Genomic DNA, 15,407 nt, shown 5'->3' with positions numbered 1-15,407 from the left:
CCAATCGATTAAAAAGTCAGGACCAGCGGCGGAAGATCAACGAAGTATTGACGCCGCCAAAGGCAAAGTTGTTGTTCATCACGTAGTCGTGGTGCATCTCGCGGAATTCACCCTGCAGGTAATCCAGCTCGCCGCATTGCGGGTCGACGGAGTCCAGGTTGAAGGTGTGCACGTATTGGTCGCGGTTCATCATCTCGATGCTGAACCACGATTCCAGCGCACCGCAGGCGCCCAAGGTGTGGCCGAGGAAGCTTTTCTGCGAGCTGATGGGCATGCGGCTGCCGAACAGGCTGCTGGTAGCCTGGGTCTCGGCGATATCGCCCTGGTCGGTGGCGGTGCCGTGGCCGTTGACGTAGCCGATGGCGGCCGGCTCCAGGCCCGCATCTTCCAGGGCCAGCTCCATGGCGCGGCGCATGGTTTTCTGTTCCGGGCGCGTGGTGTGCTGGCCGTCGGCATTGCTGCCGAAACCGACGATCTCGGCATGGATATGCGCGCCCCGCGCCAGTGCGTGTTCCAGCTCTTCGAGCACCAGCATGCCGCCGCCTTCGCCGATCACCAAGCCATCGCGGCCGCTGTCGTAGGGACGTGGACTGGTCTGCGGCGCATCGTTCTTCAGGCTGGTGGCATACAGCGCGTCGAACACCATGGCTTCGGTGGGGCACAGCTCCTCGGCGCCGCCGGCGAGCATCAACGGCAGACGGCCGAACTTGATCGCTTCATAGGCATAGCCGATGCCCTGGCTGCCGCTGGTACACGCGCTGGACGTGGGGATCAGCCGCCCGGTGAGGCCAAAGAAGATGCTGATATTCGCCGCCGTGGTGTGGGGCATCATGCGCACGTAGGAGTTGGCATTGAGCCCCTCGGCCACCGAGTTCAGCAGCATATTGCCGAAGGCCTTGATCTCGTCGGTACTGCCGGTGGACGAGCCACAGGCCACGCCCATGCGCCCGTCCTTGATCGACTCGTCACCGAGCAAGCCCGCGTCCTGCAACGCCTGTTCCGCGGCCCACACCGCCAGGCGCGAGACGCGGCCCATGCTGCGCAGCTGCTTGCGCGTCCAATGGGCGGGCACGACGAAATCATCGACCGGCCCGGCCAGGCGCGTGTTCAATTCGGTAAAACGCTCCCACTCGTCCATGCGTCGGATGCCGCTGCGGTTGGCGCGGAAGTTGGCGGCGATGGTGTCCCAGTCGCTGCCCAGGGAGGTCACGCCGGCCATGCCGGTGACGACGACGCGTTTCATCAGCACAGGCCTCCATTCACGGCCAGGACCTGGCGCGTGATATAGCCGGCTTCGGCCGACATGAGGAAATTCACCGCACCGGCGACTTCTTCCGGGGTGCCCATGCGTTGCGCCGGGATCATCTTCATCAGTTCTTCCACCGGTACGTTTTCATCCAGCATGGCGGTGTCGATCAGGCCGGGGGCGACGCAGTTGACGGTGATCCTGCGCTTGCCCAGTTCGATGGCGAGGGCCTTGGCCGCACCGATCAGGCCGGCCTTGGAGGCGCTGTAGTTGACCTGGCCACGGTTGCCGATCAACCCGGAGACCGAGGTGATGCACACGATACGCCCGGCTGCGCGACGACGAATCATCGGCATCATCACCGGGTGCAGCACGTTGTAGAAACCATCCAGGTTGGTGCGCATCACCACGTCCCAATCGTCTTCCGACAGGGCTGGGAAGGCACCGTCGCGGGTCAGGCCGGCGTTGAGCACCACGCCGTAATAAGCACCGTGTTGCTCAACATCGGCTTCAAGGATCTGCTTGCACGCGGCGCGGTCCGCCACATCGAATTGCAGCACACGCGCCTGGCGGCCCAAGGCCTCGATCTCGACCTGTACCGCGCAGGCTTCGGCCCGACCGCTGCGGCAATGCAGCACGATGTCATGCCCGGCCTGGGCCAGGCGCAGGGCAATGGCGCGGCCGATGCCACGGCTGGAGCCGGTGACCAGTACGGGTTCAGTCATGGCGTTTCGTCCTTCGATTCATCTAAATAGTTGGCCGCCTGGGGCGGTCGAAATACATTCAGGCGCGCACTGGCCTGGATACCGCTACCGGTGAGGTGGCATTCGAACACACCCATGCCGTTGTCGTCTTCCAGGGAACGCAGGCCGTGGATGTTCAACTCGGCGCCGGCCGGGAAGTGTTCCACGTTGCACTCGAACTTGCGTGTGCCGAGCAGGAAGCCCAGTTCCACCGCTTCACCCTTTTGACGGGCACGGCAGCCGGCGTAGGCGGCGACGCTCTGCGCCATCAACTCGACGCCGACCCAGGCCGGCAGGCTGCCGTCAGGGCGGTTGAACAGGCCGCCGGGCTTGACGGTGAGGCGGGTGTGAATCTGCTCTTCATCGAACGACAGCACCTGGTCGATCAGGATCATGTCGCCCGCGTGGGGCAGCAGTTCGGCGAGTGGCCAATCGGTCATGGGGCCTCTCCGATTATCAGGCTGACATTGTTGCCACCGAAGGCAAACGAGTTGCTCATCAGGCGGGGTTTTTCCAAGGTGTCCCCCGCCTGCGCCCATTGCAGGGCGGGCAGCGTGGGGTCGGCCTGGCCGTCCCACACATGGGGCGGCACCCGGCCGTGGGCCAGGCTCAGCCAGCAGAACGCGGCTTCCAGCGCGCCGGCCGCGCCCAGGGTGTGGCCGCTCATGGGTTTGGTCGACGAGCAGGCCACGCCGTCGGGGAACAGGCTGGCGACGGCCAGGCTTTCCATGGCGTCGTTGTGTTGGGTGGCGGTGCCGTGCAGGTTCAGGTAGCCGATCTGCCCGGGCTGCACTTTTGCGCTGGCCAGGGCCTTGCGCATCGCCTGCAACGCGCCTTTGCCGGTGGGTTCCGGCGCGGAAATATGGTGCGCATCGCAACTCGCACCGCTGCCGAGCAGGGCGATCGCCGCAGGCGTTTTAGTCATCAGGAACAGCACCGCCGCTTCGCCGATATTGATGCCGTTGCGGTTCACCGAAAACGGGTTGCAGCGTTCGTTGGACACCGCCTCCAACGCGCCGAACCCATTGAGGGTCAGCTTGCACAGGCTGTCGACGCCGCCGCAGAGCACCGCGTCGCACACTCCCAGGTCGAGCAGGCGTTGTGCGCTCATCAAGGCCCGGGCGCTGGAGGTGCAGGCGGTGGAAATCACATAGGCCGGGCCGCTCAGTTGCAGCCAGTCGGCGAGAAAATTCGCCGGGGCGCTGAGTTCCTGTTGCTGGTAGTCGTAGTCGCTGGGGAAGTGCTGATCGCGCAGGTACTGGGCGATACCGCGGCTGGCTTCGTCGATGCCCGAGGTGCTGGTGCCGAGCACCACCCCGACCCGCGAGGCGCCATAGCGGTGGATCGCCTGGCGGATCTCGCCCTCGATCTGCAGCGCCGCCTCCAGCAGCAGTTGGTTATTGCGGCTGCTTTGCTGGCCGAGTTCCACCGGGATGGTCACCAGCTCGCCGTGCACACTGCCTACCGGCAGCGTGCGCTCCGGCACCCAGCCGCTTTCGGCACGCATCCCCGAGCAGTCGCCGGCAAACAGGCTGCGACTGACGGCGGCCTGGCCACGGCCGAGGGCGCAAATCACGCCGAGGGCATTGAGGTAGGCGCTCATCGGGCGGCACCGAGCGGCGTGATGCGGTAGCTCAAGGGCTGGCCGCTCATGTTCACACTGAAGACTTCTGACGATTGGTAGACGATCTGCCAATGGCCCGGCAGGGTGCGCGTGAGGTCCATCGCCTGGGCGCCAGGGTAGAGAGCGCGCACGTCATCGGCCGAGGCCAAGGCAAACAACAGTGCGGCAAACAGCTCGCGTGCCTGGGGATTGGGCGGCAGCAGACCGTCGGCCTGCCACTGGCCATCGATCAGTTTTTGCCGGGCCTGGGGAATGCCCAGGGGGTCCATCATCGACCAGCGGATTGCACCCCCTTCGCGTTGGATCACCAGCAGCCAGTCCTGGCTCTGGCCGTCTGCCAGGCGCTGCACATGCAGCTGTAGCGGCAAGGCCAAGGCCGGGGTTTTTTCAGGCAGCGGCGGCTGGCTGGCGCAGGCGCTCAGCAGCAACAGGCAACCGATCAATAGGCTGCGCATCATGGTGCGGCGCTCGCCAGGGGTTTGCGCGCCACGCAGTTGACCAGGGTTTCCTCACGCTGGCCCACCGGCGGCGGGTTACGCAGGCCCCAGCGCTCCAGCAGGCCGAAGTCGCGGGAACGGCTCCACCACAGGTAGGGGTACGAAACGTTCTGCGGGTCGAACTCAAAGCCCTGCTCGCGGAGCATCTGCAGGTACTCTTCGGCGCTTTTCTGCACATGCATGGGATGGCGGAACAGCCAGCGAATGACCCAGGTGTCGATATAGGCTTCGGTGGATTCGGCAAACAGCAAGTAACCGCCCGGCTTGAGCACCCGGTAGAACTCCTTGAGTGCGCGATGCTGTTCAACCAAGTGATGGAAGGTCTGGTGGCAGAACAGGATGTCGACGCTGGCGTCCGGCACATCGAGGGTGGCGCAGTCACTGCCGATCAATTCGATGGCCAAGCCCTGGCGCGCGGCTTCGGCCTTGCTCAGTTCCAGGCTGTGGGGGTCGGCATCCAGGCCGATCAGGCGCGCGGGGGCAAACACCTGCTGCAAGTACTGGAATGACTTGCCCTGGCCGCAACCGGCGTCCAGCAGCACCGGCGCCTCGGGCAACGGGTCGGTGAACAGGCTGCGCAGGTCGTTGATTGCCACGCGCAATACATGGTGCTGCCAGGTATGGCTGCGCAGGAACCAGAAGCCGAAGCGGGTTTCTTCGACGTAGTTTTTACTCAGGTATTGAGACGTCATACCGGTTCACTCGCACAAATTTCCGACAACATCCGCAAGCGCCGCTTGGGCTCGCTGACAAACGGGTTGCGTTCGTCCCACGCGTAACCTGCGAGGATCGAACTGATCATCCGGCGAATGTCCGGTGAGCTGCCGGGGTGGAAAATCACATCCTGGAAGGTGCCTGCATACCAGCCCTCGACGTAGCAGCGGAAGGTGTCGACACCGCGCTTGAGCGGCTCGGCAAACTCGGTTTGCCAGTCCACCGTTTCGCCTTTGAGCTGACGATGCAGCACGCCGGCGGCCATGCTCGCCGAGCGCATGGCGATGGTCACGCCGGAGGAGAACACCGGGTCGAGGAATTCCGCCGCATTGCCCAGCAGCGCAAAGCCGGGGCCGTGCAGGGTTTTGACGTTGGCCGAGTAGCCGCCGATGGTGCGCGCGGGGGTATCCCACACAGCGTGACGCAGTACACCGGACAGGCTTGGGGTTTCATCGATAAAACCCCGCAGGCAAGCGTCGAGATCGCTGTCGCGGCCGTCGAAATGCTCCTTGGCCGCGACCACACCCACCGAGCAGCGACCGTTGCTGAACGGGATGGTCCAGAACCAGATGTCGCGCTTCGTAGGGTGCGTGGTGACCAGGATCTTGGTGCGGTCGAAGCCTGGGTGTTCGATGCGGTCTTCAACGTGGGTGAACACCGCCTGGCGCAGCGGGAAATGCGACGGCGCCTCCAGGTCGAGCAGGCGCGGCAGCACGCGGCCGTAGCCGCTGGCATCAAGCACGAACTTGGCCTTGATGTGGTACTCGCTGCCGTTCTCACGGCGCACATGCAGGTAGCGGCACTCACCGGAGAAATCCACGCCGACGATGGTTTCGCCGTAGCGGATGTCGACGCCTTGCTGGGCGGCCTGATCGGCCAGCAACTTGTCGAACTCGCCGCGCTGCACCTGGAAGGTGGTGGGCTTGCCGTTGCTGAAGGTGTCACCGAAATCGAACGCGCTGTAACGCTCGCCCCAGGCAAACGCGGCACCGGTTTTTACCTGGAATCCCGCCGCCTGCACGGCGTCGAGCATGCCGGCTTCCTCGATAAAATCGATGCAGTGCGACAGCAGGCTTTCGCCGATCGAGAAGCGCGGGAAATGCTGGCGCTCGATGATCAATACATCATGCCCTTTGCGTTTGAGCAGTGCGGCGGCAATCGCGCCGGATGGCCCGGCACCAATCACCACGACCTGGCGACGTTCCATTTCAACTATGGGCACGAGGGCTCCTTGCCGCTTTGGCGATAACTACATTCATGAGGCGTGTTTCCGTTGGCCGGCCCAGGGCGCCAGCATAAAGCTGAATGCCAGGCCCAGGCTGACCGACAGGCCGAAATTACTCACTGCCGGGGTACTGGACACCGCCAGCAGGCCGAACGACAACCAGGTCGTCAGCGCTGCCAGCAGCGTCCCTAAAAGGCTGACCGCGGGGCCGCCGATCTGTTCGCGCATCAAAATCGCATAGTCGACACTGATGGCCGTGACCAGCAGCAACCCGAACAGGCTGAACAGGGTCAACGGCTGGCCCAGCCAACCCAGGCTGGCCAGGCTGCACAGCGCCGCCAGCAACGGCAGGGCGACGATGCGCAAGGCCCCGCCGAAGCCGAACGGCAGGATCAGTAACAGCACGATCAGTACGCACGACATCAACTTCAATTCGGCGGCGCTGATCTGCGTGTCGGCGAATACACGGTTCAAATCCCCGAGACGATCCACCAACTGCACGCCGGGCAGGTCCACGGCCTGCACCCGCAGCAGCGCCGGGTTGTTCAAACCCTGCAGGCTGACCATGGCCGCCACGCCGCCGTCCACCGGGCCGAGCCACAGGGTGCGCCAGGGTTCGGCCAAAGGGCCCACCAGCGCAGCGTCGATGTCTTCGGTAGGCAGCGCTTGCAGTTGCGCGACTTCGGCTTGCAGCGCGCTGGCGGGCACGCCGAGGTCCAGCAGCGGCTGCCAATGCTGTGGGAGTGTGCTCAGGGCATCGCGCAGTTGCTGCTGTTCGGCGGGCAGGCTGACCAGTTGGTTGAGCGCCAGGTAACCCTGGAGCTTGTCCATATTCACCAACTGGTCCAGGCGTTGGCCCAGGGCGGCTTGGCGCTCCAGCAACTGCGGCTGGTTGTCGGCCCGTATCAGGAAAAACTGGCTGGTGGGCTGGAAACCGGTAATGCGCGCCACGGCCTGTGCCTCTTGCAGCAACTGCGGCGGCGCGCCGATCCACTGGCGGATATCGTTTTTGCTGTTCAGCTGCCAAAGGCCGCCGGCGCAGAACAGCAGCACCCACACCAGCAGCACCGGACTGGGCACACGCTTGAGCAAGGCGGCCCGCACCCGCCACAGGCATTCGGCGACGCGCAGCGGCCATTGTGCCGGGCGCAGTTCGACACCCTTGAGCAGTGCCGGCAGCAGGCACACCGCTGACAGGTAGGCGCCGACCAGGCCCGCGGCGGAGAACACCGCGATTTGCGTCAAGGCCGGGAAGGGCGTCCAGGCCAGCGCCAGGTAGCCGATGCAACTGGTGGCCAGGCTCAGGCTCAGCCCTGGCAGCGTCAGGCGCAATGCCGGCCAACTGCGCCAGGGGTTCATGCTCCAGCTTTTCGACAGGTAGTGCAGCGGGTAATCCACCGCGACGCCGATCAGGCTGGAGCCGAGCACCAGGGTCATCACATGCATATGGCCGAACAGCGCCACACAAGCGACGGCACCAAACAGCATGCCCACCAGCACCGGTACAAACGCCAGCAGCACTCGCCCGCGGCGGAACGCCAGCAACAGCAACAGCAGAATGCCGACGGTGGCGCCGCCGCCGACCCAGGTGATTTCCCGCGTGGCCTGCTGCTGGCCATTGGCGGCGTAAAGCAAACCGCTGGCGGCGAGCAATTGCGCGCCGTGTTCGCCGGCCTGCGTGCGGCTGGCCTGGAGCAGATCCGCCACCTGCAGCGGCAGTTTCATGTCGAAGGCATTGCCGGTGGTGCGTGCGCGCAGCAGCACCCAGCTCTTGTCGTCGGCATCGGCGATCAAGGTGCCGCTGCCGATGTCCAGTTGCACCGAGCCGCGTTGCGGCTGGCTGTTCTGGATGCGCCCGGTCAGGCCCAGCCAGTCGTCCTGGCTCGGCACCAGGCTGAAGCCGGTGAAGGGGTCGAACAGCGACTGCACCCGTTGCTGGATGAACGCGTCGGGGTGGTCGATCAGCTGTTCGCGGTCCTTGGCCGAGAGCATCGCCAGGCGTCCGCGCAGCAACTGTTCACGCAGTGCCGGCAGGTCGGCTTGCAGGTTCCATTGCACCTTCTCGAACAAGCCGCTGGCCTGCCAGCGCTCGCCCAATTGCTGGGCCACGGCCACCGCTTGCTGGCGATCGGCGTGTCCCACCAACACCAGCATTTCGCGGTTGAGCGGCTCCTGCATGCGCTGTTCGGCTTGCAGTTCCAGGGCGTCCGGCGTACTGCCCGGCACCAGCTCCATCAGGTTGGCCGACAGCGGTGCACCATCGCGCCACTGCCAGCCGGCCAGGGCCAGCACGGCCACCAGCAGGATCAGGAACAGGCGGGGCAGCAGGCGCTCACTGGGCAAAGTCGTGTTGCTCCGCGTCGCTCAATGGCTGGCCGGCGCTGCTGTCCTGCATGCGCAGCACGGTGCTGTCGCCCTGGGTTTCCAGCAGTTCGATCTTCTGCACCAACTCACCACCATCGATATTGATCTGGGTGAATACCTGCTTGAGCAGCAGTGAACGCGGGAGCAGCGTGAGCTTCCATTGCCGGGCTTCGCCTTGCAGTTGCAGCTCGAAGTCGCGCTGCAAGCCGCTGCTGTCGCCCTGGAGCACGGCGAGGAACAGACGGTTCTGTTCGGCACCGGCGCTCTTGTTCGGCAGCAGTTGCCAGCCGTTGGCGTCACGCCGGGCGATACCCTGGGCGCTGATGCGGTAGTCCTGTTGCAGCGGGGTTTTCAGCAGCCACAGCAGGCCGTGGTCCTTGGCCAGGACGAAGGTGCCCTTGCTGACCAATGGCTGCGGCAGCGCACGCAGGTGTTTTTCCTGGGTGAAGCTGCCGTGGATCACTGAGGGTTTGGCCAACTGGTCGCTGAGTTGTTGCAGGTCGAAGGCGTGTGCCGCCCCAGAAAAACCAAACAACACCAACACTGTAGGAGCGAGCTTGCTCGCGAAAAACCCGAGAGCGCCGCGGGGTATCAGGAAACCCGCGTTATCGTTGACGATCTTCGCGAGCAAGCTCGCTCCTACAGAGAACGGGGTCAGCATTTCAGGGCCCTTTCGACGGCGTCGGTGAATACTTTGGGCGAGGCCAGCTGCATCTCGCGGCTGGCGATTTCCACCGCCACCTGCACGGTGCTGGCGCGGGTCAAACGTTCGCCGCTGGCCAGGTCGGTGATCAGGTAATTGACCTTCAAGCGGTTCTCCCATTCCACCAGGCTGGCGCGCACGTTGATCGTCTGGCCGAACACCGCACCGCGCACATAGCGCAGTTGCATGTCGATCACCGGCCAGGCGTAGCCGGCTTCGAGCATGGCCGTGTAGTTGTGGCCGATCTTGTCCAGCAGCGCGCAGCGTGCGATTTCCAGGTACTTCACGTAATGCCCGTGCCAGACGACGTTCATCGTGTCGACGTCAAAAAACGGCACCAGGATTTCGGTGTCGCTGTGCAGTACGCCAGGGCTACGCATGCAGCCTCCAGTGTTGCTCGGCGATGCGTTGCAGGCACAGGCGCAGTTCGCCTTCGAGGGCACGGTCTTCGATGACCGGCGGGAAGTCCTGGGCCAGCTCTGCATGCATGGCCGCCAGCGCCGGGGGCAACGGGCGTGCGTCGTCGGCCTGGGCGCGCAGCCACACGCCCTGGTTGGCGGCGAGCAGGGTGGCGGCGGCGACCTGTTCGGTCAGCTCCAGCACGCGGATCGCATCGCGGGCGGCGATGGTGCCCATGCTCACCTTGTCCTGGTTGTGGCACTCGGTGGAGCGCGAGAACACGCTGGCCGGCATGGTGTTTTTCAGTGCTTCGGCGGTCCAGGCGCTGGTGCCGATCTGCACCGCCTTGAAGCCGTGGTTGATCATCGCGCGGTCCGCCGGTGCACCGGACAGGTTGCTCGGCAGGCCGTGGTTGTAGCGCACGTCCACCAGCAGGGCGAGCTGGCGGTCGAGCAGGTCGGCGACGTTGGCCACCAGGGTCTTGAGGCTGTCCATGGCAAAGGCGATATGCCCACCGTAGAAATGTCCGCCGTGCAGCACGCGTTCTTCTTCGGCGTCGATGATCGGGTTGTCGTTGGCGCTGTTCAGCTCGATCTCGATAAACGAACGCAGCCAGTTCAGGCTGTCCGCGAGCACGCCGAGGACATGGGGCGCGCAGCGCAGCGAGTAGCGATCCTGCAGGCGATGCAGTGGCGCGGTCGGCGCGTCGATCGCCAGGTCCTCGCGCAGCCAGGCGGCGACTTGCATCTGCCCCGGATGTGGCTTGGCGGCGAACAGACGCTCGTCGAAGTGTTCCGGGTTGCCTTGCAGCGCCACCACGTTCAGCGCCGTAATGCGCGTGGCCAGTTGCAGCAGGTAGTCGGCACGGGCGAAGGCCAGGCAAGCGATGCCGGTCATCACCGCGGTGCCGTTCATCAGCGCCAGGGCCTCTTTGGGGCGCAGGACCAGCGGCTCCCAGCCGAGTTCGCGGTGCACGTCGGCTGCCTGGCGACGCTCGCCACGGAACAGCACTTCGCGCTCGCCGGACAGGGTCGCGGCCACGTAGGACAGCGGCGTCAGGTCACCGCTGGCGCCCACCGAGCCTTCTTCCGGGATCAGTGGCAGCACGTCGTGTTCGAGGAACCCATGCAGGCGCTCCAGCAGTTCCACGCGCACCCCGGAGACACCGTGGCACAGCGACTGCAAGCGCGCCGCCAGCACCGCACGGGTGGCTTGGGCGTCGAGCAACTTGCCCAGGCCGCAACCGTGGAAGGTGTACAGGTGACGGGGCAGGGCCTCGACGTGTTGCAACGGCACCGCGACCACGCAGGAGTCACCGTAGCCGGTGGTTACGCCGTAGATCACGCCTTCCTTGTCCAGCAGCGAGTCGAGGAACTGCGCGCCCTTGGCAATGCGTTGGCGATAGGCGGCATCGCCTTGCAGCTGGGTCGGCACCTGACGGTTGGCCAGGGCCAGCACGTCTTCGATGCGCAGGGGGCATTCGCCAAAGGTTACCGGCTCAAGATGCGTCGTCATCGGTCTTCCAGAAAGGGTAAAAGTTGAACCATTGTTGGGGCGCTTCCAGGCAGAACTGGCCCAGGCGTGCGGCGTAGCGCGCGGTCCACAGGGCGATGACCTGCTCGCGGGTGCTGCGTTTCCATTCGATCAGTTCTGCGAAGGGCTCGATGCTCAGGCGATAGCGGCCCTGGTGTTTCAGGCACATCAGCAGGTTGACCGGGCATTTCAGCAGCCCGGCCAATAACCATGGGCCTTGGGGGAAGGCAGCGTCATGGCCGAGGAAGTCCACGCGCACCGTGCGCCCGCCATGCAAGGGCACGCGGTCGCCGGCAATCGCCAGCCACTCGCCGTCGTCCAGGCGCTGGCTGAGCAGCAGCATGGTGGCCGGGTCCAGCTCGCTGACCTGGATCAGGCGCAAGTGGGTGGCACCGGCTTCGCCCAGCAGACGGTTGAAACGTTCGGCGTGCTTGGTGTGCACCAGCACGTTCATGGTGACCTGTTCGCCGATTTCCGCCAGCGCGCGGCACACTTCGAGGTTGCCCAGGTGGGCGCCCACCAGCATCTGCCCGCGCCCACCACGCAGTTGCCCGCGCAGTTTCGCCGGGTCGTTGATCTCGATCTGTTCCAGGCGCAGCTTGCCGTTCCACACGTCGAGTTTGTCGAGCAGGGCATCGGCAAAGGCCATGAACTGGGCGAAGACTCTGCGCTGGCTGGGGCGCAGTTCATCGCGCCCGCTCCAGTCGGCCAGGCGCTGCTGGTATTGCCAGGCGCTCTGGCGCGCGGTGCGGCCGAACAGGAAGAAGTACAACACGATGCCGTACAGCACCGGGCTCAGCAGGCGGCGGCCGAGGACCTTGGCGGCGAGGGCGGTGAATTTCATCAGCCAGTAGCTGCCGCGCTCTTCGCGGTCAGCCCAATGCTTGGTGCTGTCGCTCATGCCTGCCACCGTCGCCACAGGATCAGCGGTGCACGCACCAACATGCCGAAGAACAGTCGGGTGTGCATGGCGCTGATGCGTACGTTGTCGCGGAACAGGCGGAAGTGCGACAGGCCGTCGGCAGGGTAATGCACCTGGGTCGGCAGCCAGCGCATCGGCTGGTTGCGCCAGGCCAGGCGCACCAGGATGTCGGAGTCGAAGTCCATGTGCGTGCCGATATAGGCCGAGTCCATCAGCGCCAGCACCGGTGCCAGCGGGTACACGCGAAAGCCGCACATCGAGTCGCGGATCTGCAGCGACAGGGTGTTGATCCACACCCACACGTGGGTCAGGTAACGCGCATACAAACGGCCCTTGGGCACGCTTTCGTCGTATTCGGGATAGCCGCAGATGATTGCGTTGGGCTGCCTGCGGGACGCGTCGATAAACGTCTCGACTTCGCGCAGGTCGTGCTGGCCGTCGGCGTCGACCTGCAAGGCGTGGCTGAAGCCCAGGCGCGCCGCTTCGCGAAAGCCCGCCATCACTGCGCCGCCCTTGCCCTGATTGGTCGGCAGGGTGAGCAGGGTGACATTGTCCAGCCGCGCCAGTTGCGCCAGCACCGCTGCGCAGGCCGGGCTGCTGCCATCGTCCACCAACAGGCACGGCAGGCCACTGTTCAACAGGCTGTGGACCACGGCGGGCACGGCGGCTTCGTGGTTGTAGACCGGGATCAGGGCACAGGGGTTATGCATGGTGTCCCTCACCGTCTGGTAAATAACCTGTGGCGAGCCGGCTTGTTGTAGTGAGCCGGCTTGTTGTAGTGAGCGGGCTTGTTGTGGTGAGCGGGCTTGCCCCGCGTTGGGCCGCGGAGCGGCCCCAGTAAGGTAACCGAAGCGTGTCAGACAGACCTCCGGCGCAGGTTTTGGGGCCGCTACGCGGCCCAACGCGGGGCAAGCCCGCTCGCCACAGGATGCCCGTTAACCATACCAAGCCCGCTCGCCACAGAAGCTTATGCATGGGCGGCTTCCAATTGGATGCGGCCGCTGGAACAGGCCGCGACGCCGTTGCGGTAGGCGAAATACAACTTGCCGCGTTCCTGGTCGAAGCGCAGGTGCAGTTCGATACGGTCGCCGGGGCGCACCAGTTGCTGGAACTTGAGCACTTCCATGCCGGCAAAGGTCGACGGCAGATCGAGCAGTTGTTGGCCGAGGTTGAACGCCCACTCCACCTGGACCACCCCGGGCAATACCGGAGTGACCGGGAAGTGGCCGCTGAAATAGGCCAGGTCCGGCGGCACGCTCAGTTGCACGGTCCATTCGCCATCGACTTCGACTTGCTCCAGCACTTCCGGTGCTTTTGGCCGGGGCGCCAGCAGCAATGCGGCCACATCGGCCTGGGGCAGTTTGCCCTGGGCATTCAGCGGCAGCTGGCGCAGCAGCCGCCAGCGACGTGGCAGCGCCAGGGCTTCGCAATGCTGGCTCAAATGGTGGCGCAGGGTCTGGGTGACAGTCCGTCGGCCCTGGTTGCGCAAGGCGTGCAGGCCGTCGGCACTGAGCACCACCAGCGCGCCGAGTGATGCGCGGTTTTCCTGCACCACCCCCAGGCGCGTTTCGGCGACCCACGGGTGGGCCATCAGCGCCTGCTCGAGCATGGGCAGCGAGATGCGTTTTTCTTCCAGCTTGACGATACGGTCCAGGCGCCCGAGCAGCTCGAAGCGACCATCGGCGTGGATGCGCGCCGCGTCAGCGGTTTGCTCTATATGCCCGACGGGCAAGTACGGCGAAGCGATGCGCAGTGCACCGTCGGCGTCCTGGCTCAGGTGTATATCGGCGAACGGCTGCCAGGGTTGCGCACCCTGGCGCCAGGCGATGCCGCCGGTTTCCGAGCTGCCGAGGATCTCGGTCGGCCATTGCTGCAAGCGCTCGTAAAGACTGCTGGCCGCCTCGATGGGCAGGGCGCCACCCGACGAAAATACCCGCGATACCTGGCTCAGCGCCGGCCAATCGAGGTTGTCGCCCATGCGCTTGAGCAGCGCCGGGCTGGCGACCCAGGCGAATTGCGGGTGTTCGCGGCTGGCGCGTTGCATGTCTTCCGGAAACGCCAGCTGGCGGCGCACAAAGCTGCGACCGGCGCACAGTGGCCACAGCACACGGAACAGCAAACCGTAGATGTGCTGGGTGGCGACACTGCCGATGATGCAGGCGTCTTTCAGGTCGGCACCCCACAGGGCTTCCAGGGCCTGGACTTCATTGGCGAGCTGGCGCAGGGTCTTGTCGATACGCTTGGGTTCGCCGCTGGAGCCGGAGGTGCACAGGCTCAGTTGGCAGGTGTCCAGGTCGAGGGCGGCCGGGCTCAACGGTGCTTGATACAGCGCGTCCAGGTCTGCCGCTTCAGTCAGCCAGGCGTCGACAACCGCGTCCCAGCGTTGGCGGGTCTGGGGTTGCAGATCGGCGGGCAGCAGCACGCTGGCCCCGGCGCGCCAGGCGCCCAGCAGTGCAATCGCCAGCAGGCCGGCGTCTTCCAGGTGCAGGGCCAGGCGCTGTATGCCACGGGCTTGCAACCCGGCGGCCAGGCTCAGGGAGTGTTCCCACAGCTGGGCGTGATTCATCGCAGGTTCGGTAGTCACCAAACGCTGTTCCAGCGGCTCGAGCAACAGATGCTCAAGATTCAACCCATTCATACGCGGCCTCGAACCCTTTGTCGTACCAGCCATTCCACGGCAAACAACAGCCCCATCAGCCCGTAGGCGATCAAGCCGTTGTACAACGTCCACCAGCTCAACGGCGCCCATAGGGTGAGGGCGGCGGCGAGCAGGCCATTACACAGAAAAAATACGCACCACACCACGGTGACCTGGCGCGTATACACAATCGCGTGAGGCGGCAGCACCGGGTCGGTCATGCGCGCCAGACGCTCCACCATCGGCGGGCCGTATTTCAGGCTCAGGCCGAACAGCGCCAACATGAACGCACTGACCAGGCTCGGGTACCAGCGCAACAGGTGCGGGTTGTCGAACCAGGCCAGGGCCAGGCAAAACACGATCACCGCCAACGCCATCCAGCGGCTGCCGGGGCGCGCCGCACCCGTGACCGCGCGCAGCAGCCACAGGCTGCCCAGCAGCAGGCCGAATTGCCAGGGCGCAAAGTGCTCGGTGCCGTAATACACCGCAAACGGGTACAGCAGCCCCGCCAATAACAGGCCAAGGCCGATCAGCCGGCTCATGCGGCAGGCTGGACCAGACGGTACACCGCCTCAACCACGTCGTTGACGGTGCGCACGGCCTTGAACTCTTCGGCGGCGATCTTCTTGCCGGTCTGGCGCTTGATATGGTCGATCAGGTCCACGGCATCGATGCTGTCGATCTCCAGGTCCTGATACAGGTTGGCGTCGAGGGTGACGCGCTCCGGGGGCAGTTCAAACAGTTCCACCAAGGCATCGCGCAGGGTGTTGAAAATATCGTCACGAGTTTGCATGGTCCG

16 protein-coding genes are annotated in these 15,407 nt (G+C 65.0%); all 16 read right to left on the bottom strand.

What is annotated here, in order from left to right:
* Positions 1–16: 16 nt before the first annotated feature.
* Positions 17–1,243 (bottom strand): beta-ketoacyl-ACP synthase, encoded by a 1,227-nt coding sequence (locus tag BFP99_RS03665; protein ID WP_027604993.1) that lies wholly within the window; start codon positions 1,241–1,243, stop codon positions 17–19.
* A complete protein-coding gene (fabG, locus tag BFP99_RS03660) occupies positions 1,243–1,971 on the bottom strand; it encodes a 3-oxoacyl-ACP reductase FabG (RefSeq protein ID WP_065925701.1) in 729 nt (242 codons plus the stop codon). The genes BFP99_RS03665 and fabG overlap by 1 nt, the downstream gene beginning before the upstream one ends.
* Positions 1,968–2,429, bottom strand: a complete 462-nt coding sequence (locus BFP99_RS03655) for an ApeP family dehydratase (protein WP_027604991.1) — start codon at positions 2,427–2,429, stop codon at positions 1,968–1,970. The genes fabG and BFP99_RS03655 overlap by 4 nt, the downstream gene beginning before the upstream one ends.
* A complete protein-coding gene (locus BFP99_RS03650; protein ID WP_065946648.1) occupies positions 2,426–3,592 on the bottom strand; it encodes a beta-ketoacyl-[acyl-carrier-protein] synthase family protein in 1,167 nt (388 codons plus the stop codon). Before BFP99_RS03650 ends, BFP99_RS03655 begins: the two co-directional genes overlap by 4 nt.
* Positions 3,589–4,071, bottom strand: a complete 483-nt coding sequence (locus BFP99_RS03645) for a hypothetical protein (protein ID WP_065946647.1) — start codon at positions 4,069–4,071, stop codon at positions 3,589–3,591. Before BFP99_RS03645 ends, BFP99_RS03650 begins: the two co-directional genes overlap by 4 nt.
* Entirely contained in the window at positions 4,068–4,802 is a 735-nt protein-coding gene (locus tag BFP99_RS03640) for a class I SAM-dependent methyltransferase (RefSeq protein ID WP_065925698.1), read from the bottom strand. The genes BFP99_RS03645 and BFP99_RS03640 overlap by 4 nt, the downstream gene beginning before the upstream one ends.
* Positions 4,799–6,046, bottom strand: coding sequence for an NAD(P)/FAD-dependent oxidoreductase (locus tag BFP99_RS03635; RefSeq protein ID WP_065925697.1), 1,248 nt, complete (start codon positions 6,044–6,046; stop codon positions 4,799–4,801). The genes BFP99_RS03640 and BFP99_RS03635 overlap by 4 nt, the downstream gene beginning before the upstream one ends.
* A gap of 33 nt (positions 6,047–6,079) precedes the next feature.
* Positions 6,080–8,392: an MMPL family transporter gene (locus BFP99_RS03630; RefSeq protein WP_065946646.1), complete on the bottom strand. Its 2,313-nt coding sequence runs from the start codon at positions 8,390–8,392 to the stop codon at positions 6,080–6,082.
* Positions 8,382–9,074 (bottom strand): outer membrane lipoprotein carrier protein LolA, encoded by a 693-nt coding sequence (locus tag BFP99_RS03625; RefSeq protein WP_065946645.1) that lies wholly within the window; start codon positions 9,072–9,074, stop codon positions 8,382–8,384. The genes BFP99_RS03630 and BFP99_RS03625 overlap by 11 nt, the downstream gene beginning before the upstream one ends.
* Positions 9,068–9,496, bottom strand: coding sequence for an acyl-CoA thioesterase (locus BFP99_RS03620; protein ID WP_065925694.1), 429 nt, complete (start codon positions 9,494–9,496; stop codon positions 9,068–9,070). The genes BFP99_RS03625 and BFP99_RS03620 overlap by 7 nt, the downstream gene beginning before the upstream one ends.
* Positions 9,489–11,030, bottom strand: coding sequence for an HAL/PAL/TAL family ammonia-lyase (hutH, locus tag BFP99_RS03615; protein ID WP_065946644.1), 1,542 nt, complete (start codon positions 11,028–11,030; stop codon positions 9,489–9,491). The genes BFP99_RS03620 and hutH overlap by 8 nt, the downstream gene beginning before the upstream one ends.
* Positions 11,014–11,949 carry an LpxL/LpxP family acyltransferase gene (locus tag BFP99_RS03610; RefSeq protein ID WP_065946643.1) on the bottom strand — a complete coding sequence of 312 codons (936 nt, stop codon included), beginning with the start codon at positions 11,947–11,949 and terminating at the stop codon, positions 11,014–11,016. The genes hutH and BFP99_RS03610 overlap by 17 nt, the downstream gene beginning before the upstream one ends.
* On the bottom strand, positions 11,946–12,680 hold the full coding sequence (locus BFP99_RS03605; RefSeq protein WP_065925691.1) for a glycosyltransferase family 2 protein: 735 nt from the start codon (positions 12,678–12,680) through the stop codon (positions 11,946–11,948). The genes BFP99_RS03610 and BFP99_RS03605 overlap by 4 nt, the downstream gene beginning before the upstream one ends.
* A gap of 257 nt (positions 12,681–12,937) precedes the next feature.
* Positions 12,938–14,608 carry an acyl-CoA synthetase family protein gene (locus BFP99_RS03600; RefSeq protein ID WP_065946642.1) on the bottom strand — a complete coding sequence of 557 codons (1,671 nt, stop codon included), beginning with the start codon at positions 14,606–14,608 and terminating at the stop codon, positions 12,938–12,940.
* Positions 14,605–15,150, bottom strand: coding sequence for a COG4648 family protein (locus BFP99_RS03595; protein WP_065925689.1), 546 nt, complete (start codon positions 15,148–15,150; stop codon positions 14,605–14,607). Before BFP99_RS03595 ends, BFP99_RS03600 begins: the two co-directional genes overlap by 4 nt.
* Positions 15,147–15,401, bottom strand: coding sequence for an acyl carrier protein (locus BFP99_RS03590; protein WP_003187949.1), 255 nt, complete (start codon positions 15,399–15,401; stop codon positions 15,147–15,149). The genes BFP99_RS03595 and BFP99_RS03590 overlap by 4 nt, the downstream gene beginning before the upstream one ends.
* Positions 15,402–15,407: the final 6 nt, after the last annotated feature.

The organism is Pseudomonas sp. 1 R 17 (genome assembly GCF_900067035.1).
Classification (GTDB): Bacteria; Pseudomonadota; Gammaproteobacteria; order Pseudomonadales; family Pseudomonadaceae; genus Aquipseudomonas; species Aquipseudomonas marginalis.
The sequence above is the reverse complement of the archived record's forward strand: the minus strand, read 5'-3'. Positions and strand labels throughout refer to the sequence as shown.

Excerpts from the sequence above, each read along its gene's own strand:
- BFP99_RS03665 (WP_027604993.1), bottom strand. The coding sequence starts at position 1,243 with ATGAAACGCGTCGTCGTCACCGGCATGGCCGGCGTGACCTCCCTGGGC.
- fabG (WP_065925701.1), bottom strand. The coding sequence starts at position 1,971 with ATGACTGAACCCGTACTGGTCACCGGCTCCAGCCGTGGCATCGGCCGC.
- BFP99_RS03655 (WP_027604991.1), bottom strand. The coding sequence starts at position 2,429 with ATGACCGATTGGCCACTCGCCGAACTGCTGCCCCACGCGGGCGACATG.
- BFP99_RS03650 (WP_065946648.1), bottom strand. The coding sequence starts at position 3,592 with ATGAGCGCCTACCTCAATGCCCTCGGCGTGATTTGCGCCCTCGGCCGT.
- BFP99_RS03645 (WP_065946647.1), bottom strand. The coding sequence starts at position 4,071 with ATGATGCGCAGCCTATTGATCGGTTGCCTGTTGCTGCTGAGCGCCTGC.
- BFP99_RS03640 (WP_065925698.1), bottom strand. The coding sequence starts at position 4,802 with ATGACGTCTCAATACCTGAGTAAAAACTACGTCGAAGAAACCCGCTTC.
- BFP99_RS03625 (WP_065946645.1), bottom strand. The coding sequence starts at position 9,074 with ATGCTGACCCCGTTCTCTGTAGGAGCGAGCTTGCTCGCGAAGATCGTC.
- BFP99_RS03620 (WP_065925694.1), bottom strand. The coding sequence starts at position 9,496 with ATGCGTAGCCCTGGCGTACTGCACAGCGACACCGAAATCCTGGTGCCG.
- hutH (WP_065946644.1), bottom strand. The coding sequence starts at position 11,030 with ATGACGACGCATCTTGAGCCGGTAACCTTTGGCGAATGCCCCCTGCGC.
- BFP99_RS03610 (WP_065946643.1), bottom strand. The coding sequence starts at position 11,949 with ATGAGCGACAGCACCAAGCATTGGGCTGACCGCGAAGAGCGCGGCAGC.
- BFP99_RS03605 (WP_065925691.1), bottom strand. The coding sequence starts at position 12,680 with ATGCATAACCCCTGTGCCCTGATCCCGGTCTACAACCACGAAGCCGCC.
- BFP99_RS03600 (WP_065946642.1), bottom strand. The coding sequence starts at position 14,608 with ATGAATGGGTTGAATCTTGAGCATCTGTTGCTCGAGCCGCTGGAACAG.
- BFP99_RS03595 (WP_065925689.1), bottom strand. The coding sequence starts at position 15,150 with ATGAGCCGGCTGATCGGCCTTGGCCTGTTATTGGCGGGGCTGCTGTAC.
- BFP99_RS03590 (WP_003187949.1), bottom strand. The coding sequence starts at position 15,401 with ATGCAAACTCGTGACGATATTTTCAACACCCTGCGCGATGCCTTGGTG.